This is a genomic window from Acinetobacter sp. 251-1 (assembly GCF_030329305.1).
GTDB classification, from domain to species: Bacteria; Pseudomonadota; Gammaproteobacteria; order Pseudomonadales; family Moraxellaceae; genus Acinetobacter; species Acinetobacter piscicola_A.
In genome coordinates this window covers 90844-113172 of sequence record NZ_JACANS010000009.1, presented here as the reverse complement: position 1 = coordinate 113172, position 22329 = coordinate 90844, and the positions used below count along the sequence as shown (strand labels likewise).

23 protein-coding genes and 2 tRNA genes are annotated in these 22329 nt (G+C 37.7%); 14 read left to right on the top strand and 11 right to left on the bottom strand.

Annotated features, from left to right (window positions below; genetic code table 11):
• Positions 1-153 precede the first annotated feature (153 nt).
• Positions 154-495 carry a GlpM family protein gene (locus HX129_RS09280; protein ID WP_130072346.1) on the top strand — a complete coding sequence of 114 codons (342 nt, stop codon included), beginning with the start codon at positions 154-156 and terminating at the stop codon, positions 493-495.
• A gap of 100 nt (positions 496-595) precedes the next feature.
• Positions 596-880 carry a YciI family protein gene (locus tag HX129_RS09275; protein ID WP_286434307.1) on the top strand — a complete coding sequence of 95 codons (285 nt, stop codon included), beginning with the start codon at positions 596-598 and terminating at the stop codon, positions 878-880.
• A gap of 84 nt (positions 881-964) precedes the next feature.
• Here the strand turns inward: HX129_RS09275 and tenA are convergent, their stop codons facing one another.
• A complete protein-coding gene (gene tenA, locus HX129_RS09270) occupies positions 965-1639 on the bottom strand; it encodes a thiaminase II (protein ID WP_174493929.1) in 675 nt (224 codons plus the stop codon).
• 278 nt (positions 1640-1917) lie between these two features.
• Between tenA and HX129_RS09265 the strand changes: the two genes are divergently transcribed.
• The 3 genes from HX129_RS09265 (at position 1918) to ssb (ending at position 5162) form a co-directional block, all read left to right on the top strand.
• Entirely contained in the window at positions 1918-3000 is a 1083-nt protein-coding gene (locus tag HX129_RS09265; RefSeq protein WP_130072343.1) for a DUF475 domain-containing protein, read from the top strand.
• A gap of 137 nt (positions 3001-3137) precedes the next feature.
• Positions 3138-4502, top strand: coding sequence for an MFS transporter (locus HX129_RS09260; protein ID WP_130072342.1), 1365 nt, complete (start codon positions 3138-3140; stop codon positions 4500-4502).
• A 51-nt stretch (positions 4503-4553) separates the two neighbouring features.
• The gene (gene ssb, locus HX129_RS09255; protein WP_286434306.1) at positions 4554-5162 is read left to right on the top strand and encodes a single-stranded DNA-binding protein; all 609 of its coding nucleotides are present in this window, start codon (positions 4554-4556) and stop codon (positions 5160-5162) included.
• Positions 5163-5240: 78 nt separating this feature from the next.
• On the opposite strand, the gene HX129_RS09250 is transcribed toward ssb, so the two are convergent.
• Positions 5241-5705, bottom strand: coding sequence for a hotdog fold domain-containing protein (locus tag HX129_RS09250; RefSeq protein ID WP_130072340.1), 465 nt, complete (start codon positions 5703-5705; stop codon positions 5241-5243).
• Between the two features lie 123 nt (positions 5706-5828).
• On the opposite strand from HX129_RS09250, the gene HX129_RS09245 reads away from it, so the two are divergent.
• Positions 5829-6452: a TetR/AcrR family transcriptional regulator gene (locus tag HX129_RS09245; RefSeq protein ID WP_180045538.1), complete on the top strand. Its 624-nt coding sequence runs from the start codon at positions 5829-5831 to the stop codon at positions 6450-6452.
• Positions 6453-6595: 143 nt separating this feature from the next.
• Positions 6596-7159 carry an alkyl hydroperoxide reductase subunit C gene (gene ahpC / locus HX129_RS09240; protein WP_174493925.1) on the top strand — a complete coding sequence of 188 codons (564 nt, stop codon included), beginning with the start codon at positions 6596-6598 and terminating at the stop codon, positions 7157-7159.
• A gap of 87 nt (positions 7160-7246) precedes the next feature.
• Here the strand turns inward: ahpC and HX129_RS09235 are convergent, their stop codons facing one another.
• Positions 7247-8170, bottom strand: a complete 924-nt coding sequence (locus HX129_RS09235) for a LysR substrate-binding domain-containing protein (protein WP_286434426.1) — start codon at positions 8168-8170, stop codon at positions 7247-7249.
• Between the two features lie 120 nt (positions 8171-8290).
• Positions 8291-8917, bottom strand: coding sequence for an isochorismate family cysteine hydrolase YcaC (ycaC, locus tag HX129_RS09230; protein WP_130072337.1), 627 nt, complete (start codon positions 8915-8917; stop codon positions 8291-8293).
• Between the two features lie 292 nt (positions 8918-9209).
• Here ycaC and HX129_RS09225 point away from each other — a divergent pair, with 292 nt between their 5' ends.
• From HX129_RS09225 to HX129_RS09215, 3 genes are all read left to right on the top strand, one after another.
• Complete coding sequence (locus HX129_RS09225; RefSeq protein WP_286434285.1) at positions 9210-10085, top strand: pirin family protein; 876 nt, start codon at positions 9210-9212, stop codon at positions 10083-10085.
• Positions 10086-10550: 465 nt separating this feature from the next.
• Positions 10551-11849: an FAD-dependent oxidoreductase gene (locus HX129_RS09220; RefSeq protein WP_130072335.1), complete on the top strand. Its 1299-nt coding sequence runs from the start codon at positions 10551-10553 to the stop codon at positions 11847-11849.
• Between the two features lie 6 nt (positions 11850-11855).
• Positions 11856-12686, top strand: coding sequence for an SAM-dependent methyltransferase (locus HX129_RS09215; protein ID WP_286434281.1), 831 nt, complete (start codon positions 11856-11858; stop codon positions 12684-12686).
• 62 nt (positions 12687-12748) lie between these two features.
• Here the strand turns inward: HX129_RS09215 and HX129_RS09210 are convergent.
• The 4 genes from HX129_RS09210 to HX129_RS09195 all read right to left on the bottom strand — a co-directional run bounded on the left by HX129_RS09210 (position 12749) and on the right by HX129_RS09195 (position 14614).
• Positions 12749-12824, bottom strand: a tRNA-Thr gene (locus HX129_RS09210).
• Between the two features lie 143 nt (positions 12825-12967).
• The gene (locus HX129_RS09205) at positions 12968-13489 is read right to left on the bottom strand and encodes a tetratricopeptide repeat protein (RefSeq protein WP_286434279.1); all 522 of its coding nucleotides are present in this window, start codon (positions 13487-13489) and stop codon (positions 12968-12970) included.
• 340 nt (positions 13490-13829) lie between these two features.
• Positions 13830-14057: a hypothetical protein gene (locus HX129_RS09200; protein WP_130072332.1), complete on the bottom strand. Its 228-nt coding sequence runs from the start codon at positions 14055-14057 to the stop codon at positions 13830-13832.
• A 466-nt stretch (positions 14058-14523) separates the two neighbouring features.
• Positions 14524-14614, bottom strand: a tRNA-Ser gene (locus tag HX129_RS09195).
• Positions 14615-14737: 123 nt separating this feature from the next.
• Between HX129_RS09195 and HX129_RS09190 the strand changes: the two genes are divergently transcribed.
• The 3 genes from HX129_RS09190 to HX129_RS09180 all read left to right on the top strand — a co-directional run bounded on the left by HX129_RS09190 (position 14738) and on the right by HX129_RS09180 (position 18447).
• Positions 14738-16618, top strand: coding sequence for a potassium transporter Kup (locus tag HX129_RS09190; protein ID WP_130072318.1), 1881 nt, complete (start codon positions 14738-14740; stop codon positions 16616-16618).
• 417 nt (positions 16619-17035) lie between these two features.
• The gene (locus HX129_RS09185; RefSeq protein WP_286434908.1) at positions 17036-18130 is read left to right on the top strand and encodes a DNA/RNA non-specific endonuclease; all 1095 of its coding nucleotides are present in this window, start codon (positions 17036-17038) and stop codon (positions 18128-18130) included.
• A gap of 71 nt (positions 18131-18201) precedes the next feature.
• Entirely contained in the window at positions 18202-18447 is a 246-nt protein-coding gene (locus HX129_RS09180) for a hypothetical protein (protein WP_180047643.1), read from the top strand.
• A 61-nt stretch (positions 18448-18508) separates the two neighbouring features.
• Here the strand turns inward: HX129_RS09180 and aqpZ are convergent, their stop codons facing one another.
• Positions 18509-19201 (bottom strand): aquaporin Z, encoded by a 693-nt coding sequence (gene aqpZ / locus HX129_RS09175; RefSeq protein ID WP_174493906.1) that lies wholly within the window; start codon positions 19199-19201, stop codon positions 18509-18511.
• 81 nt (positions 19202-19282) lie between these two features.
• Positions 19283-20293: an AraC family transcriptional regulator gene (locus HX129_RS09170; RefSeq protein ID WP_286434923.1), complete on the bottom strand. Its 1011-nt coding sequence runs from the start codon at positions 20291-20293 to the stop codon at positions 19283-19285.
• Positions 20294-20489: 196 nt separating this feature from the next.
• Here HX129_RS09170 and HX129_RS09165 point away from each other — a divergent pair, with 196 nt between their 5' ends.
• On the top strand, positions 20490-21116 hold the full coding sequence (locus HX129_RS09165) for a hypothetical protein (RefSeq protein ID WP_174493905.1): 627 nt from the start codon (positions 20490-20492) through the stop codon (positions 21114-21116).
• A gap of 445 nt (positions 21117-21561) precedes the next feature.
• Here HX129_RS09165 and hisF read toward each other — a convergent pair whose 3' ends face one another.
• A complete protein-coding gene (gene hisF, locus HX129_RS09160; RefSeq protein ID WP_130072313.1) occupies positions 21562-22320 on the bottom strand; it encodes an imidazole glycerol phosphate synthase subunit HisF in 759 nt (252 codons plus the stop codon).
• Positions 22321-22329: the final 9 nt, after the last annotated feature.

The window sequence follows — 22329 nt, the reverse complement described above, 5'->3', positions numbered from 1 at the left end:
ATTATTTTTATTAGTCATCTATGAGTTTAAATCTTTTGGCTAATCTTAACTTTTATTGATTCAATCCCCACTTTGTATGTCGTCATATCAACATTCACGAAAAAATACGTTAAAATTTACCTTGTCAGAATTTTACTTTTGGATCAGATCCACATGCTGTCTTTGTTGTTGAAATGTGTGATTGGGGCAGTCGTCGTGTTGTTGATCGCTGTATTATCTAAAAGTAAGGTATTTTATATCGCAGGTTTAGTCCCGCTATTTCCCACATTTGCGTTGATTGCGCATGTGATTGTGGCACAAGACAAAGGTGCAGAAGCATTAAGGCAAACTGCATTGTTTGGTATCTGGTCTTTAATTCCTTATTTTGTCTATCTTTTTACGGTGTATATATTGGCAACAAAAATGCCGATTTGGTCGTGTTTGGGTGTTGCAACAGGATGCTGGATTGTGGCGGCAGTCATTTTGATTTTGGGATGGAATAGTTATTTTTCATAAATTTTTGATCAATTTATGGATACGATGATGCTGAATGAATGGTGTATGCTTAAGGCTGAAAAGTGAAAAAGTCATTTATTATTAAAATAGGGAAATCATCATGTACATCATTCAGTTGCAATATCAAAAACCATTAGAAGAAGTCGATGTTTATCTACGCGATCATGTGAAATGGTTGAAACAACAATTTGAATGTGGTCATTTCATTGCGGCAGGGCGTCAAGACCCTGTAACAGGAGGTGTACTGTTTGCGAAGAATATGCCTTTGGCTGAACTTGAAGAAATTTTAAAATTAGATCCTTTTCAGGCGGTTGCTCAGTATGACATTACAAAATTAGATGTGGGCTTAACACATGCCGATTTTGAAAATCTAAAAGGCATTTAAATTTTTTAAATCTATAATAGAACCACTTCTCTTACGCCACATCAAACGTAAGAGAAAGGTAAGATAAATAATTTTTTTTTAAACTTATTGCTCATCTAAACTTAACCATTGTCTTTGATGATAAGCGCCATCCCAAAATAAATACTCAAGTTCAGCACCTTTGGTATATGCCTTATGCATTTTCTCGATGGTATCTGCATCACAACGTTCTGCAATACGGTCAATGGTGGCTAAAACATTTTTAACCGCTTCATTAAACTCTTCACCTGAATAAGTATCTACCCATGCCTGATAAGGGTTATTGGTAACAGACGCACTCACAATATCCTTGCCGACTTCTGCATAAATCCAAAAACAAGGTAATAGTGATGCTAAAACAACAGGATAACTTTCAGACCAAGCCGTTGCAGTTAAAAATGAGGTGTAATGATGACAAGCCAAAGTCAAAGGCGTATTTTCAAAATCCTCTTTGCTAATACCAAAATTTTGCATAAAACCATCATGCAAACTGCGTTCAACCACAATGGCTTCTTTAGCGCCTTGGGTAAACTGAATAATGTCATCGGCATCAAATGCCTTCGCACCACACACAGCGAGGGCACGACCATATGCCACCAAATAGTGAGCATCTTGAATTACATAGTGACAAAAAGCCGCTTTGTCTAAAGTCCCCGCAGCGAGTTCTTGGTTAAATGGAAGTGCTAAGGTTTTTTGATAGAGTGCGTGATTACGTTGCCAGACATCTTGAGAAAATGACATGTAATGATTCCAAATAGTTTATAAATAATGCCTTAACTATAACAATAATTAAAAAATTTACGACCTGAAAAACCGTTTAAATCATGTCACATGTTCAAAAAAATCATACGAAGAGTTTGAGAAAAATAAATAAAAGTTGTCATAATTAGCATATCTAACTTAAACCTTGCTTTAAGTACTCTCTATTTATTTTTAGGGTTTGTACACATTTCATTCGTGCTTCACATAGATGAACTGTCAGCACACCTTAGATAAAAAATACTCATAGGTCGTTTATCATGTGGAAACATTTTGGTTTCTCAATCATCTTTTCGGTCGTGTGTCTTGCTATCTCTGCCTACTGGGGTTTTCACCATGGTCCAGAAGCTGGCTTAAAGACGATGTTCACGGCATTGACCATTACTGCAATTTTAGCGGTGATGGAAGTTTCACTTTCTTTTGATAACGCAGTTGTCAATGCTTCCGTTTTACGTGGTTGGGATCATTTCTGGAAAATGATCTTTTTAACTGTCGGTATTCTCGTTGCTGTTTTTGGTATGCGTTTAATCTTCCCAATTGTGATTGTGGCAGCAACTGCTGACATGGGCATGATGGAAGTGGTCAATATGGCACTGAATGATCCAAAGAACTATTCAGCACGTTTAATTGCCCATCATGCAGAAATTGCGGCATTTGGTGGTTCATTCCTATTATTGGTATTTTTAAATTTCTTCTTGGATGAAGGCAAAGATACCCATTGGTTCAAATGGCTTGAAGCACGTTTAGCTAATTTAGCCAATGTACCTGCAATGTCTGTATTTTTGGCATTGATTGCATTATTGATCATGGCTGCCTATGTTGACGAAGCTAAACGTCTTGTGGTGACGATGGCCGGAATTTGGGGCATCGTGATTTATATCGGGGTGCAAGTGCTGAGTCATTTACTTGGCGGTGAACCTGAAGTGGATGAAAATGGCAATGCAATTGGTCATGATGCTTCAGGTGCACCAACAGGTGCAATTAAAGCGGGTATAGGTGGTTTTATTTACCTTGAAGTGTTAGATGCATCTTTTAGTTTTGATGGGGTCATTGGTGCATTTGCCATTACTTCAGATGTCGTGATCATCATGTTAGGTCTTGCGATAGGTGCAATGTTTGTCCGTTCAATGACCATTTATCTTGTAGATAAAGGTACTTTAGATGCCTATATCTACCTTGAACATGGCGCGCACTATGCGATTGGTGCATTGGCATTTATTATGCTTGCAAGTGGTACAGGTGTACATGTACCTGAAGTGGTCACAGGCTTGATTGGTGTCGCATTTATTGTATGGGCGGTGATTGCCTCAATTCAATACAATAAACGCATTGCGCAGCATTAATGCTTTTTTAAGAAAAATGCTCATAATAAGGACGTATTTATACGTCCTTTTTTATGCGCAGAGCTCCCACAAACGAGTAGCAATATGCGATGATAGGGTGGAAATAAAGTGAAAAAAATTTTGAAAAGTTTATTGATATGATGAATTCCATAGAGCGCCGTTCCACCTTTGCACTAAGTAGTATTTTCGCCTTACGCATGTTGGGGTTGTTCATGATTATTCCTGTCTTTGCTGTTGCAGGACAGTCATATCAATATGCAACCCCAGCATTGATCGGTTTGGCGGTCGGTGTTTATGGTTTGAGTCAGGCCTTATTGCAGATTCCTTTTAGCCTTTGGGCAGACCGTTTTAGTCGTAAGCCACTGATTGTGTTTGGTCTATTGTTATTTGCTTTAGGTGGTGCTGTCGCAGCCATGTCAGAAACCATTTATGGTGTGATCATCGGACGAGCCATTGCAGGAGCAGGGGCGGTGTCCGCAGTGGTGATGGCACTCTTAGCTGATGTTACCCGTGAAGAAAACCGAACCAAAGCCATGGCAGTCATGGGAATGAGCATCGGCTTATCTTTTACAGTTGCTTTTAGCCTCGGCCCTTGGCTCACCACATTGGTTGGGATTTCTGGGTTATTTTGGGTAACGACACTGATGGGATTATTGGCGATTTTGACCTTATTTTTAGTGCCAAAAACCACACGCCATCATAAAAATTTTCAGCAAGGTTATTTCACTCAACTGAAACAAGTTTTGAAAATGGGTGATCTCAATCGTTTACACGTGTCAGTATTTTCACTGCATCTTTTATTAACGGCAATGTTTGTCTATATCCCATCACAGTTGATCAATTTTGCAGGGATTCCATTGTCAAAACACGGTATTGTGTATTTACCTTTACTGCTCATCAGTTTGTTTTTTGCATTTCCAAGCATTATTTTGGCTGAAAAATATCGCAAAATGCGCGGCATTTTTCTGACTGCCATTGCAGGGATCATTGCAGGTCTCATGATTTTAATTTTTGGTTATGAGTCTAAATATATTCTTTTACTGGGTTTAGGTTTGTTTTTCATTGCTTTTAATGTCATGGAAGCGTTATTGCCATCTTGGCTATCGAAAGCTGCCCCGATTCAATCTAAAGCAACAGCAATGGGTGTAAATGCTAGTGGACAGTTTTTAGGTGCATTTTTTGGTGGTACATTGGGCGGTCAATTATTGTTGATAAATAATACGGCCATCGGTTGGAGTATCCTGACTGCTATTGCTATAATTTGGCTGCTAATCAGTTTCGGTTTGGCACAGCCTCGTTATTTAACCTCAATCGTTTTACGTTTACCTGAGGATAAACAAACCGATGATTGGACTTCTCAATTACTGACAATTCGTGGTATTGAAGAAGTGGTGGTGATGTCTGGGCAACAGGTTGCTTATATTAAAGTCGATAAACAGCAAATAGATGATGCTGGGCGACAACATTTAACGCACTTGTTTGGTAAAGAGGTAGCCATTTAAACATAACTCTTATAAAGTAAAACATAGAAATATATAGGAAGATAACATCTGATGCGTGGTGTAAATAAAGTTATATTGGTGGGTACTCTAGGTCGTGATCCTGAGACGAAGACTTTCCCAAATGGTGGTTCTCTCACCCAGTTTTCAATTGCAACAAGTGAGTCTTGGACAGATAAAAATACGGGCGAAAGAAAAGAACAAACAGAATGGCACCGTATCGTATTGCATAACCGTTTAGGTGAAATTGCACAGCAATATTTACGTAAAGGCTCAAAAGTTTATATCGAAGGTTCATTACGTACACGTCAATGGACAGACCAAAATGGTCAAGAGCGTTACACGACTGAAATTCGTGGTGAGCAAATGCAAATGCTTGACTCAAATCGTCAACAAGGCGAACAAGGTCAAGGTTTTGGTGGTGACAATGGTGGTTATAGCCAGCCACGTTTTAACAATAATCAGCAAGGTGGCTACGGTAACCAAGGCAATAACAACCCAGGTGGTTATGGCAATCCGGGCAACCAAGGTGGCTATGGTAACCAAGGTAACTATGGCAATGCGGGCAATAATGTAAATCAAGGTTTCCAATCACCGAAGCCAGCCGCTACACCAACACCTGCTCAAGCACCAGCAGATTTAGATGATGATCTTCCGTTTTAACTGATTAAAACAGCAGATCATCATCAAAACCCTTTGTGAAAACAGAGGGTTTTTTATTAGAAAAAAATAAGAAGGGCATCACTTCTTCGCAGACACCCACATGGTAATCACTGCTTTAAATACAGTTTCTTGTTTCGTATCTTTCACTTCAACATTGACTAAATAATCACTGCCTTGATTCCATTGAAAATTTGCATCGGCAGGTGTCGCAATTGCCACTAAATCGGTATTGGCTTTTTTCAGATATTCTACGGTCATACCTTTAGGAATCCAACGATGTGTAGATGGCACTGTGGCATCGGTCATGGTTCCACCTGCAAGTTCAGCCATATTACACATCGCAATGGCGTGTACAGTGCCAATATGGTTGAGCACTGAGCGTTGTTTCTTGATTTTAATTTCGCAATAATTCGGTGCAAGTTGTTCAAAAACAGGGGAAATACTACTGAAATAGGGTGCTTTTAGGCAAAGCAATTTTGAAAATGTCCATTTCCCTGCAGGTTTATTTTTAAAGCTATTCCATAGTTTAAGTGCTTGGCTCATTGTGATGTCCCATTCTCATTAAATATTGTATATGATTCTAATACAGAATAATATTCTGTTATTGGCTCAGCAAACATATTCTGCGTAAAATTTGTCAAAGTTAGGTGGTGGAATGAAATATTGATGAAAAATACCGAATTATTACAACGCATTTATGTGGGTAAGCGTGCAGAATTAAAACGTACAATTTTGAATGAAGCTTTAGATTGCTTTTTAAAGTATGGCATCGAAACCACTAATATTGACATGATCCGAGCGCGTGCTGAGACGAGTGTCGGCGCGATTTATCATCATTTCAAAAATAAAGAAGGCATTGTTCAGACCTTATATCTGAGTGCTTTGCAAGATCAAGCACAACGCCGTGAGCAGGCATTATTACATGTACAGTCTTTAGAGGAAGCGATTCAAGCGATTGTTAGTAGTTATATTGATTGGGTGGTTGATTTCCCTGATTTTGCCCGCTTTTTATATATGTCAGCAGCTTTGGTTAACCGTAACGATGAAGATTTGGAATTAAAACACACCAATCAGTTGCGTAACCAAGAATTTATGAAGCGTATGCAATGTTTTGCAGATACTGAAAAAATGAAAAATATTCCACCAGAATTATTATTGTCTTTGATGATTGGAGCGACAGAGAGTTATTGTCGGGCATGGTTGTCACATAAAGTGAAAACCTCACCGCAAAACTATAAAAAAGTATTGGCAAATACAGCGTGGAACAATATTGCTTATTTTCCTGAATGATCTGAAGAGCCGATCAAGGTGAGTATTTTTGATCTGAAAAACAGATTATTTTTATAAAAAACTTCTGTTTTACCGATGCATGCATTTTGCGTATTCTAACTTCACAGACAAGCAATCCCTACAACGAATTGAAGGAATACCCAATGAGTTTAATCAATACTGAAGTCAAACCATTTCATGCAACAGCGTATAAAAATGGCGAATTTATTGAAGTTTCAGAACAAGATATGATTGGTAAATGGTCGGTGGTATTTTTCTATCCTGCTGATTTTACATTTGTTTGTCCAACTGAATTGGGCGATCTTGCAGACAATTATGCAGAATTCCAAAAAATGGGTGTAGAGATTTATTCAGTTTCAACTGATACACATTTCACACATAAAGCTTGGCATGATGCTTCTGAAGAAATCAACAAAATCCAATACACCATGGTTGGTGATCCAACGTGGACTTTGGCGAAGAATTTTGAAGTGCTCATCGAAGCTGAAGGCTTGGCAGATCGTGGAACATTTGTAATTGATCCTGAAGGCAAGATTCAAATTATTGAAATCAATGCAGGCGGAATTGGTCGTGATGCTCAAGAGCTTTTACGTAAAGTGAAAGCAGCACAATATGTTCATGCGCATCCAGGTGAAGTTTGCCCTGCAAAATGGAAAGAAGGTGAGGCGACACTTGCACCTTCAATTGATTTGATCGGTAAAATCTAAGCGTCTAAAGTTTTAAATATGTTGGTTATCAAAATCCAGAAGTCAGTCTTCTGGATTTTTTATTGGATACTATTTTGATTAAGCTATTTAAGTTAAATAGCCATCAAATTCTTTGGCATAGTCACGAATGCCCTCAACTAAGGTTTCTATCAGTTTTTCCATGACCAAGCGTTGCCTTTTACGAGATGCATAAACCAATTGGACTGTGCCAATATTGGAACACCAATCGGGCAAAATGTGGATTAAACGCCCTGATGCAATATCTTGCTGTACGGTCAAATAAGGTAGATCGGCAATGCCTAGCCCATCTAAAACAGCATAGTATGCACCTGCTAAATCGTTGCTTTTCACCCGAGGTTGTAACAATACATCAATCACCTCATTGTGGGTTTGATTGTGTAAATGCCAATGATAATTTTGTTTTTTAGTTCCCAATACAATCGTTGGATAATCATAGAGTTGTGTAATATGTTTAATTTCTTTGCCTGCTAAAACTTCAGGACTGACCACTAAGCAATGCGTTGTTTTAATTACGTCACGTACGATAATGCTCGAGTCTTCATTGGCAGAAAAATTGGTACGAATTGCAAGGTCAATGTCATCATGCAAAACATCCACACGACGGCTAGTAAGTTCCAATTCTGCTTCAACTTTCGGATATTTTTTTAGAAATTTATTTAAAATAGGGCGAATTTGGTGCTCCATCATCACGGGTGGGCAACTAATTTTAAGCATGCCATGTAATTCGGAACTTTGTTTTAATAATATACTTTGTGCAGAGTCTGCTTGTTCAATGATTTTGACACATTCATTGTAGAACTCATGCCCTAAAGGTGTGACTTTAAAATGGCGTGTGGAACGTTGAATGAGTGTGACATTGAATTTGGCTTCCAAGTCCAAAATGCGCCGACTGAGTTTGGACTTCGTAATATCTGTTGCTTCACTTGCTGCACTAAATCCACCATGTTTGACGACAAGGTAGAAATAGTAATAGTCATCAAAAGAGTGCATCATACACCTCAAAAATGAGTAATTTTTAAGATTATACCATTTTTAAGACAATCTATTATTTATTCAGAGCGTAAACAAAAGCAACCTGAAAGGTCACTTTTGTCATATCAAATCTGAAAATTATTTCTGTTCAGTATTTTTAATATAGCTTTGGATCAAGTTGCTATAGTCAGGAATGTGCGCACCAAACAATGCACCTAAACCTTCAATATCATTACGCCAGTCACGGTGTAATTCACAAGAAGTACCGAACCATGTCATCAGTTGTGCACCAGCTTGTGACATACGATCCCATGCAGAATCACGTGTTAAATGGTTGAATGTACCAGATGCATCTGTCACCACGAAGACGTCAAAGTCTTCTGCAAGAGCAGAAAGCGTTGGAAAAGCCACACAAACTTCAGTAACAACACCAGCAATAATCAATTGCTTTTTACCTGTTGCTTTGACTGCTTTGACGAAGTCTTCATTATCCCAAGCATTGATTTGACCCGGACGAGCGATATAAGGTGCGTCAGGGAACATTTCTTTAAGCTCTGGAACAAGAGGACCATTTGGACCATCTTCAAAACTTGTTGTTAAAATGGTTGGAAGGTTAAAGTATTTTGCAGCTGCAGCGAGTGCCAACACATTATTTTTAAATTTATCAGGATCTATATCACGAACTAAAGAAAGCAGTCCTGTTTGATGATCAACCAATAAAACGGCCGCATTGTCTTTATCTAAACGAACGTATGGTTTACCCATGGTCTATGCCTCATTATTAAAATTAAGTCTGAAAGTGTACAGCAATATCTGTGAATCAATAGATACAGGTATTTGTACTCTATTCATCCTACGTGAAGCTGAGTTTGGTTAAAGCCCAAATACTGAGAAAAATAATCCTATTTATAAGAAAATAGCCTCATCTTTAAAATAATGTAGGACAGAGTGTCTTCCCATTTTTGAGATATAGAATGCCGAATCGTGGCTATATTCAGCATCTCAAAAATTTTAAAATGCATTCATATTATCGTTCCGCAAGAGATGGGGCATTGAAATGAAAAAAATTGTTGGCGTTTATCGTAATCAACACATGCACTGGGTTGGTGATGGCTTTCCTGTGAAAAGTTTGTTTTCTTATGATCGTTTAGGTCAAGCCATTAGTCCATTTTTACTGTTGGACTATGCATCTCCGTACCAATTCGATCCAACTCAAGTGCAACATGGTGTAGGGTCACATCCACACCGTGGTTTTGAAACAGTGACGATTGCCTATCAAGGGGAAGTGACCCATAAAGATTCGCATGGTGGCGGTGGTACGATCAAAACGGGTGATGTGCAATGGATGACAGCGGGTTCAGGCTTAGTGCATGAAGAGTTCCATTCAAAAGAGTTTGCTGAAACGGGTGGATTTTTTGAAATGGTACAGTTGTGGGTCAATTTACCTGCTGCGGATAAAATGACGGCACCAAAATATCAAGCGATTGATGCACAAGATATTCCTGTGATTCAGTTTGAACAGGATGCTGGACATTTGCGCGTGATCGCAGGTTCATTTGCAGAACAACACGGTCCTGCAACCACATTTAGCCCCGTCAATGTGTGGGATGGACGCTTAAATGCAGGGTTTTCGGAGCAAGTTTATGTGCCTGTAGACCATACCACCTTGCTTGTGGTGCTTGAGGGCGAAATGTTGCTCAATGACCATCAAGTGGTGCAAGACAATTCTTTGGTACTGTTTGGCAAAGATGGTGAAGCACAAATTCAGTTGAAAGCGCTGAAAGATACTAAGTTTTTGGTACTGACAGGTCGCCCACTGAATGAGCCGATTCAAGGATATGGGCCTTTTGTGATGAATAGTAAAGAGGAAATCATTCAAGCATTTCATGATTTTAATCATGGTAAATTTGGTGAGATTGCTATTGAACAATAAAGAAAAAGCGGATTTTCGAATCCGCTTTTTATGTATCTATATGTTTACCATGATGGTTAAGGTCATTGGAGATAAAAAAAAGGACTTCTATCCCACACTATAGAAGTCCTTTTACGCTGTAAGTTTTCTTTATACATTTCACATATTTAACCTTCAAATATGTGAAGTAGTTATCATTTATGTTGCTCATAATAATCAAAGCTTAAGTGTTTGTAAATACAACAATCGGTAAAATATTTAAATTATCTTTATATTTTTAAAAAGGTTTATTTTTAAATTTGAAAAAATTGTTATAAAAAAATAAGTTATATTCATATTGTTTAAATTATATGCAGATGTATTTTTTATCAATTAGATTATATTTTTTCATTTGTGAAAAACCATAAAAACTGGAACTTTTTAATAGCCTATTTTTAAGATGCTTCATTCATAATAAAAAAAATAGTTAACGCTTGGATAATAACTTTGAATATTGCAGTGATTGGTAGTGGCATGGCTGGCCTTGCTACAGCAAGAATTCTGAAAGATGCAGGACATCATATAACCATCTTTGAAGCCTTACCTGGTCGCGGAATGGACAGTCATAGTTTAGCATTTGAAGGTGGTTTGATTGATGCACCGTTACGCGTGATGAATCCGCATTTATGGAAAAACACCTTAAGTCTTGCAACTCACTTAGGCATTAAAACCTTTCCTGTACGTACCTTTATGGCATGCAGTTGGTTGTTCGAAGATAAAACAGAAACATGGTTAACAACAACACGATCTCGCATAGGAAATTTTCCGATCATCAATAACCGTAAAGGGATTAAGCAATACGGTTGGCGTTTAGTGAAAGGCATGTTGCAACTTAAAACAGCAATTCATCAATTTTTTAAATCTAAAAATCAAGATATTACATTAGCTGAATTTATTAATCACAATGATATTGAAGAAGTATTTTGGCATGGTGCAGTCATGCCTGTGCTCTATACAATTTGTACGTGTGACCCAAAAACAATTGGTGAATGGCCAGCTAAACCGTTATTGGTTTTCCTACGCCAGTTAACAGATGGTGATGCATTGTTACGTTTGCATGGTGGTACACCTGCTTTAGTTGATAAATTGGTGGAAGGCATCGATATCCATAGTGGTTCTGCTGTTTCAAAAGTTGAAGAACGCGGCGACCAAGTCTTAGTGGAAAATGTCCAAGGCGAACAATTGTTTTTTGACCGGGTCATCGTGGCAACCCCAACCAATAAACTGGAGGATTTTTTAAATCCTGAGCAGTTTGCTGAAGATCTAGCATTGTTGAAAAACTTTAAGTTTGAGCAAGGTGAGTTGGTCATGCATACCGATATTACGGTCATGCCGCCGAATCGTAAAGATTGGTGTGTACTGAGTTATATGATGGATCGTAAATTTACCAAGCAACAATTTACGGTGTGGTTAAACTCGGTTGAGCCAAGTCTCGTGGGCAAATCACCAGTGTTTCAAACGTGGCGTCCAGTCACAGCAATTGACCCGAAAAAAGTCATTTCAACGGTGACTTTGACCCGTGCGGTGGTCAACTCTGAAACAGTGGCATTGAATAAAGAATTGCAACAACGTCATCGTCAAGAAAATCGTAAAGTATTCTATTGTGGGTCTTGGTCATGTGATGGTTTGCCTATTTTAGAATCTGCGGTAACGTCTGCTATGCATATCGCCGAGATTTTTGGTGCACCATTGCCATTTGTTGATTTAAAACCTAAAGTTGAAGTTGCTCCACAACTTGGTTACTGATGTGTTATGAAATGGATTCAAGCGATACAGCAACAATTTTCACAACATAAATATGCCATCAATGCAAAAATTTTAGGTGATGATGCGCCGTATGCTTGGACGAATTTAGGATATTGGACGGCAACTACGCAGTCTTATCCACAAGCATGTCGCCAATTGGCAGATCGGTTGGCACATGCTGTCGCTTTAAATTCAAATGATCAGCTTTTAGATTTAGGCTGTGGACGAGGTGCAAGTGTATTGCATTGGCAAAATAACTATAAGATTGAAAATATTAGTGCTGTAGATTTACAGCCACAGTGCATTGTCGATCTTGAAAAAAATTTAAATTCAAAAATTCAGTTTCATTGTGCTTCATTCTTAAATTTAAAAAATAGATTGACTAAAACAGATTTTGATGTGGTGCTGTGTATTGATGCTGCCTATCATAGCCCTTTATCTGCATTCTTAGACTCTATTCATTTCGTTTTAAACTCAAAGGGGCGATTAGGCTTTCATTACTTAACATGGTCTGATCAATGGCAAAATTTGTCTCGGTTAGAGCAAAAAAAATATGCGTATTTATTGAAAGCAGCCAATGTGCAGGCACAGCAACTTTTTACAAATGCACAGACCGCAGATATTCTAAAAACATGTGGTTTTGGGCAAATTGAGATTCAAGATATTTCAGAACAAGTTTTGCATGGCTTTGCACAATATGCAGTACAACGTAAATGGCAGTATTCAGCAGCCTATGCTATAGATCTATTAAAAATCCGTATGACAGCAAAGTTATGTGAGAAACTTTTTAAGGATGGGTTAGTGCATTATGTGCAAATTACGGCACAGAAGATCTGAAGAATATAAATGAAATGCCAAAAACAACAAAGCCTCACTAAAAAGCGAGGCTAAGTATAAAATGGTGCCGGCACACGGATTCGAACTGTGGACCTACTGATTACAAGTCAGTTGCTCTACCAACTGAGCTATGCCGGCAACGTAGCGAGAATTCTACAGAAAAATGACGAGATTACAAGTCAAAAAATAAACAATTGAATCAAAATGTTGATTTATTTTTAGGGTGATGAAAATTTATTCATTTTTTAATTTTCATCACATTTAAATGACCAAAATAGAATTTATAGCTTTGCCAAAGTGGCTTGCGCTAAAGGGTGATTCGCTTGCGCTGCTTTTTGTAACCATTGTTGTGCTTGTAGTTGATCCTGTGCGATACCTATACCTGATCGATATGCTTGAGCCACTTTGAACTGTGCTTTAGCATCGCCTTGATTCGCGGCTTTCAGATACCATTGGAATGCTTCCTTGTCATTTTTTGAACCAATTAAGCCCATTTCTGCAATGGTCGCAAGGCGATATTGTGCTTGGATATGGTGCTGTTCAGCTGCCATTTTTAACCACTGAAGTGCTTTTTTATGGTCACTTTGACCTTCTTCACCATTAAAATATTTCATGCCGACTTGATATTGCGCTTCGATATCGCCTTTATTTGCAGCAGCTAAGTTCCACGCCAAAGATTGACAATCGTATGCGATTTCTTGAGATCTTGTGGTTTGATTCAATACGTTTGAAGGTGTTGATTCTGCGAATGCTACAGATTGCATAAAAAGTGAAGCACATAAAATTGATAATGAATTTTTCATACTTTTTCTTCTTAGTGTGATTTAGTTGGCATTATTTTTTATCAAAGTTTAGTTATTTTGTAAACATTAAAAGATGAAAATATAAAAATATTTATTAATTATTATCTAATATTATGTTTTTAAATAATTTTATTTTAAAAGTATTAGTAAGTTTATATAAATAATTATTATAAAATTATTTAGAGGTTTTAAATAAAACCTGATTGTAAGTATTTTTTAATTTAAAATTTAGTTTTATTAAAAAAATAACCCGCATTTATTTGCGGGTTATGTCGAAGATTTAAAATCTCAAAATAAATCAGAGTCTAAAATATATAAATACTGATATAAAAATTGACATTTACTTACTCCTTAATACTTGGTCTAAATCTTGAGCACATTCTTCTAAAGTGAGCGCCATGTCTATTTGCATTTGTGGCTTGAGTTCATTGGCAAGTTTTCTCCATTGTTCAATTAAGCGAATGGCTTTTTGCACTTTATGTTTATTGATGTCTTTTGCAAGGGTCGGGGTATATCCACCACGTTTCGCATTTTTGATTTGTTTTACAAAGTTGGCACTGTTATTCATTCTAACTCCCGAATACTAGAATCGATGTATTTCGTGTGCTTTGTTCGATTGTGCATACCGCATCTTTGATATTAAGTCTGAATCATTGCATCTAAATGATATTTAAATATCTTTTTCATTATGCTGACGTCTTTGCTGTTTTTAAAATATTCATTTTAATCATTGGGTTGTGATTTTATTTTTGAATTTATAATCTCTTTTTCGTTAGCGGGCTGTAGTGGCAGTTTGTATCTATATGTTTAATTTTAGATAAATAATTTAAGCGAAAAGAGAGATCAATAAGATAAGACGCATGTATGCGGAGGAATTGAGGATATTAAACATGATCATAACGATACCGATCTGATCCCCCAAAGCAGCTTAGATTTCAATGAATTTAGTTGGTAGTGATTAGAAATAAAAAAAGACCTAAACCCTTACAGTTTAAGTCTTTTGGTATTCCATTGGAGAAATTTGGAATTAAATTTGGCGGTGAAAGAGGGATTCGAACCCTCGAAACGCTATAAACGTTTACACACTTTCCAGGCGTGCTCCTTCAGCCACTCGGACACTTCACCAAGGCGAGCGATAATAACCAAAAAAAAGCTTTATGCCAAGTTGAAACAATTGATTTAGAGCAAAAGTTTTTTTGCAGTGCTATGATTGCGAAAAAATCGTGTCTACTTTATAGAAGACGTTTTATGCAAAGCACTGCGAAAAAAACGGCATTACCTGCCATAACCCTAGCTGCACTAGGGGTCGTGTTTGGGGACATTGGAACAAGTCCTCTTTACGCATTGAGAGAGTGTTTCATCTCAGCACATATTGCAATTAATGAAGCAACTGTATTAGGCATTTTGTCACTGATTTTTTGGTGTATGACGCTCAGTATTAGTTTCAAATATATCACTGTGATTATGCGGGCTGATAACAATGGTGAGGGCGGAATTATGTCCTTACTTGCTCTCAACTTACGTTCTAACCGTATTGCAGATCACCGTAAGATTATCCTCATCGCTATTGGATTTATTGGGGCATCGCTATTTTTTGGCGATGGCATTATTACCCCCGCAATTTCAGTCATGTCCGCGATTGAAGGATTAAGTATAGCAACGCCTATTTTTGATAAATGGTTGATGCCACTCGCGATTGGGATTTTGACAGGTTTGTTTCTGGTACAGCGTCATGGTACAGGAACGATGGGGAAATTCTTCGGTCCAATCACCTTACTTTGGTTCATTGCAATTGGTTTAGCGGGCATACATAGTATTGTCCAAACACCTTATGTACTTTCGATGCTGAGTCCACATTGGGCAATTAGCTTTGTTTATCATCAACCCTTTGTTGCCTTTATCGCAATGGGTGCTGTGGTATTAACCATGACAGGCGGCGAGGCACTTTATGCGGATATGGGACATTTTGGTCGCATTCCAATTAAGTTAGCATGGTTCACAGTTGTTCTTCCTGCTTTACTACTGAACTATGCTGGGCAAGGTGCGTTGTTATTACGCAATCCTCATGCAATTGAAAATCCATTTTATTTATTAGTTCCACAATGGGCATTGTATCCCATGATTGGGCTTGCGACGGCTGCGGCTGTGATTGCCTCTCAGGCTGTGATTAGCGGTGTCTTTTCAATGGCAAATCAGGCGATTCAATTACGCTATTTACCCCGTTTAACGGTGCAACATACGTCAGATGTTGAGCAAGGACAAATCTACTTACCTTTTATTAATTGGGTGCTCTATATTTCAATTTTATTACTGATTCTTATTTTCCAAAGTAGTGCAAATCTAGCAAGTGCCTATGGCGTTGCTGTAACCATGACCATGCTGTGTGACACTATTTTAGTGTCTGTCGTGGCATTTGGACTGTGGCGATGGCCTATATGGAAAGTGGCTTTATTTGCAGTTCCTTTTTTACTGCTAGATTCAGTTTTTATTGCATCTACCTCATTAAAAGTATTTTCTGGAGGATGGGTTCCGATTCTCATTGGCATCATGGCCTTTACAATTTTGATGACTTGGAAAAATGGGCGTGAAATTGTATATAGCAAACTAGAAAAGGATGCATTGCCATTAAGTCTATTTATTCAAAGTGTAAGTCTAAGTAAGGAAACGATTTATGTGCCTGGTCAAGCGATTTTCTTAACAGGGAATACCAATATTGTGCCTCATGCGATGTTGCATAATATTAAGCATAATAAGGTCTTACATGAGCGTAATATCTTAGTTACCGTGATCACACGGGATGTTCCTTATGTGCCTGATCAAGAGCGTATTCGGGTTGAGGTTTTGGATGAGCGTTTCCAACAAGTTTTCGTTTATTATGGTTTTAAAGATCAACCCAACATTCCTGTTGCGTTGGAACAAGCCTATGGTCAATTACGAATTCCTTATGACATGATGCAAATTTCCTTTTTCATTTCGCGTGATCGCTTAATCCATACGATTGGTGATGGTATGGCGCCATGGCGTGAGAAATTATTTATTTCTATGCAGCGTAATACCAGTCCAGTGAGTGACTTCTATCAAATTCCACCCAACCGTGTCGTGGAAATGGGCAGTCAAATCGAAATTTAACTCGTTTGTGCTACCGTCATTTAGAAGAAAGCCAAAGTATAGACTTTGGCTTTTTTTGTGTCATTGATTTTAAGCAAGATAATTCTGTTTATGCTCAACAGCCATCTAGTGCAAATGAGATCTCAACCATTTTAAATATAGTTTAGTCATTTAAACTTATAAATACTTTATATTGCGACATTATATGTCGCTGATGCATAGCTTCCCTATAACGAAACTGTCATAATTTAGATGCTAGTTTCAAGTCCAATCATTGCAAAAATAAATGCAATTAAACAATTGTTTAAGAGATGATAAAAATATATCCATACAGTTTTGTCATCTGATAATTGTAGAAGATTTATTCAATTGAAAACTAAGCACATTTCTTTCTCAAAGTTAGCCTGATAAGCTAATTTATACTCAAGTGATTGTGTGATGGCTCGTAAAAAACGTCGTAATCGAAGTACTTATTTAGGGAATGATTTGTTGAATAATTCAGTGGTAAAAATTGTTTTAGGTTTGGTCGCGACAGGTAGTTTCGCAATCGCATTTGGTCAAGAAAAAATAGCGCAATTTATTCCTTTTGTCGGTTCAAATTCATCGACTTGTTTGCAACAATTTTACCGAGATGAGCCGCCATTTTTAGTGAAAGATAGCTTGCAAAAAAATAGTTATCCTTTATGTTTCAATGGTTTCAATGTTATGTATTCAGGGGTGTCGAAAACACCTTTATGGACAGCTGAACATTTATCACCTGCGCGTTTAAGCCAAAAAATTAAACGTGAAGACAGTTTTCATGAAGAAACGCGTGTGAGCCAAAGTCATCGAGCTTTATTGTCTGACTATAGAGCATCGGGTTATGACCGTGGGCACATGTCACCGAATGCAGATATGCCAGATAAAGCCTCGCAATATGATAGCTTTTCATTGGCCAATATGGTTCCACAAGCACCAAAAAATAATCAGCAAATTTGGCGTGAGCTAGAAGAAGCCACACGTGCAATCGTCACCAAGCAAAAAAATGATGTTTATGTGGTGACGGGACCTGTATTTTCAGGTAAAAAACTGAAAACAATTGGGAATGGTGTCATTGTACCAACGGCAGTTTTCAAAGCCATTTATATCCCGAAACAGGGTGTGATTGGGGCGTATTACGCACCGAATGACAATAGTTTGAAAGTGAATGTGGTGAGTGTCTGTGCCCTAGAGGAACAGATTGGTATTAACTTATTTCCACAATTGACTGAAGAGCAGAAGCGTAATACTTATAAGCTCCCTTTGAATGCAACTCAGGTTAAAGCCACCACTAAAATTGAATATTCACATTGGGATGCAGAGAGCCAGTGTGCACCAAATGTTTCGAGTGATCAGCTTAAAGCCTTACAAAAGCAATTCCAACCAACCAATACGGCTACGGCAGCTACGACATCACCGACAGCATCACCAAAAGTAGATGAGCAAACTCAAGATGCTTTAGTCAAACAATTGGTTGAGGCATTATTGCAATATTTATTACAAATTTTGAAATAATCTCACGCACTTTTAATGAGGAAAGTCTTTATACTTTTCTCATTAAATCAGATCAAAAATAAGAGAAAAATATGTTTAAAGCTTTTGAAAATGGTACAGAATCACATTCTATTCATGATTTAACTTTGGAGAATCAGGAAGATCGTATCAATATTTATGGAAACTTACAGATCGGTAAAGATCAAGAGGGTTTACAGGCTGCAAAAATTTTACAGGCCTATCTCAATGATATTGTCAAAGCATTAGAACAAGAAACGGATTTACCTGCCAAAATTAGCACGGAAATAGAAGGTGAAGTGGAAAATCCATTTCTATAAATAACATGATGTCGAAATAAAAAACCTGCAAAATGCAGGTTTTATTTTTTGCATGCTGAGGTTATTTTTGTTGTTCGCCACCCACGACTTTATAGATGATTGCCCCAATCACAGCACCCACAATCGGTGCAACCCAGAACAACCAAACTTGGCTTAATGCTGCTGTTTCAGCAAAGAAAGCAACGGCTGTACTACGTGCAGGGTTAACGGATGTATTGGTCACTGGAATACTGATTAAATGAATTAATGTTAATGCTAAACCAATGGCAATCGGTGCGAAGCCCGCAGGTGCACGTTTGTCTGTCGCACCCATGATCACGATTAAGAAGAATGCAGTCAGTACGATTTCAATGATTAATGCAGAAAGCATAGAATATTTACCTGGCGATAAATCACCAAAACCATTGGTTGCAAAATTACCGACACCTGTAAAGTTTGCTTGACCTTGTACAATCATGTACAGAACAAAAGCAGCTAAAGTACCACCGACCACTTGAGAAATAATATATGGGACTAAATCTTTGGCATCAAAACGACCACCGACCCATAAGCCAACACTGACTGCAGGATTAAAGTGTCCACCTGAAATATGACCAAAAGCATATGCACCTGTGAGTACAGTTAGACCAAATGCCAATGCAACTCCAGCAAATCCGATGCCAAGTTCAGGATAGGCTGCAGCTAATACCGCACTACCGCAGCCCCCAAAAACTAACCAAAATGTGCCCAAAAGCTCTGCTAAGTATTTATTCATTTCATTTACCTATTTTTGTTTGAGGTTAAATTAACATATAAACTGTGATTTATATCACATTATTTTGATTCGTAATGTAATTTATTTGATTTTTCCAAGGTGGTTTTTGCGCCATTGGCGAGGGGTTAAACCTGACCAAAGTTTAAAAGCACGTTGAAAAGCACTTTGTTCTGAATAACTCAACAGTATTGCAATTTCATGTAAACTCAAATGAGGATCTTGTAAATACTGCATTGCAAGCAATTGTCGAATTTCTTGTACACGCTCTTGATAGGTCGTATGTTGTTGTTGTAAATAGCGTTGTAATTGGCGTACGGACATCTGTAACTGCGCCGCAATTGATTCAATTTGATAGTTATTTTTTTGTAATCCTTTGAGAATACTTTGTTGTAGGCGTTCGTCAAGTTGTGTACCTTCGGGAAGTTTTTGCAGTAATTCTTTGCCTTGTTGCATCATGATTTGATGCAAAGTTGAATCAGGACTTTTACACGGTGCTGAAAATAATTTTAAGGGTAAAAGTAATTCAACTTTGGGTTGAGAAAACTTAATCGGTGCATTAAAAAACGTTTGATATATACGTGTATTTTTAGGTGGCGGTTGAATAAAGTTCACTTGTTCAATTTGAATATAGTCAAGTTGTATATAAAGGCGTAAAAAACGAACCAATAAAGCCAATGCAATCTCATCGGTAATTTGTGTTGTTAACTCAATAGGTAAAACTTCCCAACCGATTGAAATAAATTCATTTTGCACTTCAATTTTGAGTGGGCCACCGTCATAGATTAAGCGATGAAAATCATAATAACGTGTCAGTGCTTCACCTAAGGTGTCACATGACTGGGTGATATAGGCAATAATTCCTAAATGTTTTGGTTGTACATATTCCGCAATTTCTAAGCCAAGTGCAGGGCTGTGCACTTGCGCATTGATTTCATCTAAAAGCTCACGCCAAATTTGAAACTCAAAACGTTCAAGATTTTGAACACTATGCAGTTTTTCTGAAATATTAAGATTTTTTGCTTGCATATAAGTGTAGAGGAGTTGACCTAACCCCCCATAAACAGTGCCAGAATAATTTTTGAGTTGATGCATATTTTTATTTTCAAAAAAGGTTTTGTTCATATCAAATTGCATTTATACCGTGTGTTTATATCAGGGACAAGTGAGTGCATGTGAAGCGTACTAAAAAGTAAAAAAATGTCGTAATTTGTCAATAATGCCTTATAAAAGGTCAATATCTTTTCAAATAACTGTCCTAGTATGAGAATAAGGTTTGAGGAGAATTCACATGATAAAGGGATTTGTTGCAGGAATCATATTTGCTAATGGCTTTGAGTGGATTGCACACAAATATATTTTGCATGGCGTTCACCGTGTAGGGCAGGCACGTTTTAGTCCTGTACCACGGAGTATGAAATCACATTGGGAACATCATCGTGAAGTACGAAAAACAGAATTTCATGATCATGGTTATGTAGAAGGATTAAGCAATTGGCGTACACGCAATGAAGTTATTTCCCTGGTGGTGGTTGCAGGTGCAGCGAGTTTAATTTTCTATCCCATTTCCAAAGGTATGGTTGCTGCATCAGTTTATAGTGCCTGTAATTATTATTATATTCATCGCCGTGCACACTTACATCCTGAATGGGCAAAACGTAAAATTCCTTGGCATTATGATCACCATATGAACTCCAATCAAGATGCCAATTGGTGTGTGACTAAACCATGGTTTGACTATATTTTAGGTACACGAGTAGTGTCATCCGCAGATTTAAAAGAGCAAAATCCTTTGGGGGTGGTATTACCGAAAAGTACTGCGCAATGGTTGTCGAAGACTGTGGAGAAATTTTTCCCAGTGAAATGGGCGCAACAAAAGCAACTTAAAGTAGAAAATGACATGACTCACTTGTCATAGCATAAAAAAAAGACAATTTTGAGTGAAAAATACGTGTTTTGTCGCAAATTGTCATAAAAATAGATTTCTGATGTCAATATTGTGCATGCAATTCAGCGTAAATTTAACTCACCCAAAGATCTTTGATGAATCTATGTGCTGTAGTTTCTCTTAGGTAATGTTTAGTTTTTTTATATTTCGGTTTATAGGGAGTCTTCAAGACTCCTTTTTTTTGTCTCTCAGATAGATCCATTAAGCAAAATACCGTGCTTTCGCTTTTCTTGACCGTGCGTAGAAAAGTGAAAAAATTGCTTATATTACTTTTTAAAATCGACAGGAGATGATTGCGATTGTTATTAAATGCTCATAAATCACAAGAACGTATTTTTTGATGATGATGCCATATAAAAATAAAAAAGAGCATTCATTGAACACTCTTTTGTTTGATTCTGCGACAGGCTATAAATTAAAGGCGCATTTCAATACCTTGTTCTGCAAGATATTTTTTCGCTTCAGGAATGGTGTATTGACCAAAATGGAAAATAGATGCTGCTAAAACAGCATCTGCACCACCTTTTAAAATACCATCTGCTAAATGCTGTAAATTACCGACCCCACCTGATGCAATGGTTGGAATCGTGACACGGTCATTGATATTGCGCATGAGTTCGATGTCATAACCTGCTTTGGTACCATCGGCATCCATAGAGGTGACAAGTAATTCACCTGCACCAAAGTCAGCCATTTTTACAGCCCATTCAATGGCATCAATACCAGTTGGTTTACGACCACCATGCGTGAAAATTTCCCATTTATTTTCACCTGTTTTTTTCGCATCAATGGCAACGACGATGCATTGTGCACCAAAGCGTTGAGATGCTTCTTGGACAAACTCAGGATTAAACACTGCTGCTGAGTTGATACTGACTTTGTCTGCGCCTGCATTTAACAATAAGCGAATATCTTCAACTTTACGTACACCGCCACCTACAGTTAAAGGTACAAATACGCTTTCTGCCATACGTTCAACAGTACGGTAAGTCGTATCACGTCCATTAGACGTGGCAGTGATGTCAAGGAAGGTGATTTCATCTGCACCTTGTTCATTATAACGGCGGGCTACTTCAACAGGATCGCCTGCATCACGAATATCAAGGAATTGGACACCTTTTACCACACGCCCATTATCTACATCGAGGCAAGGAATAATACGTTTAGCAAGCATAATTTTTTC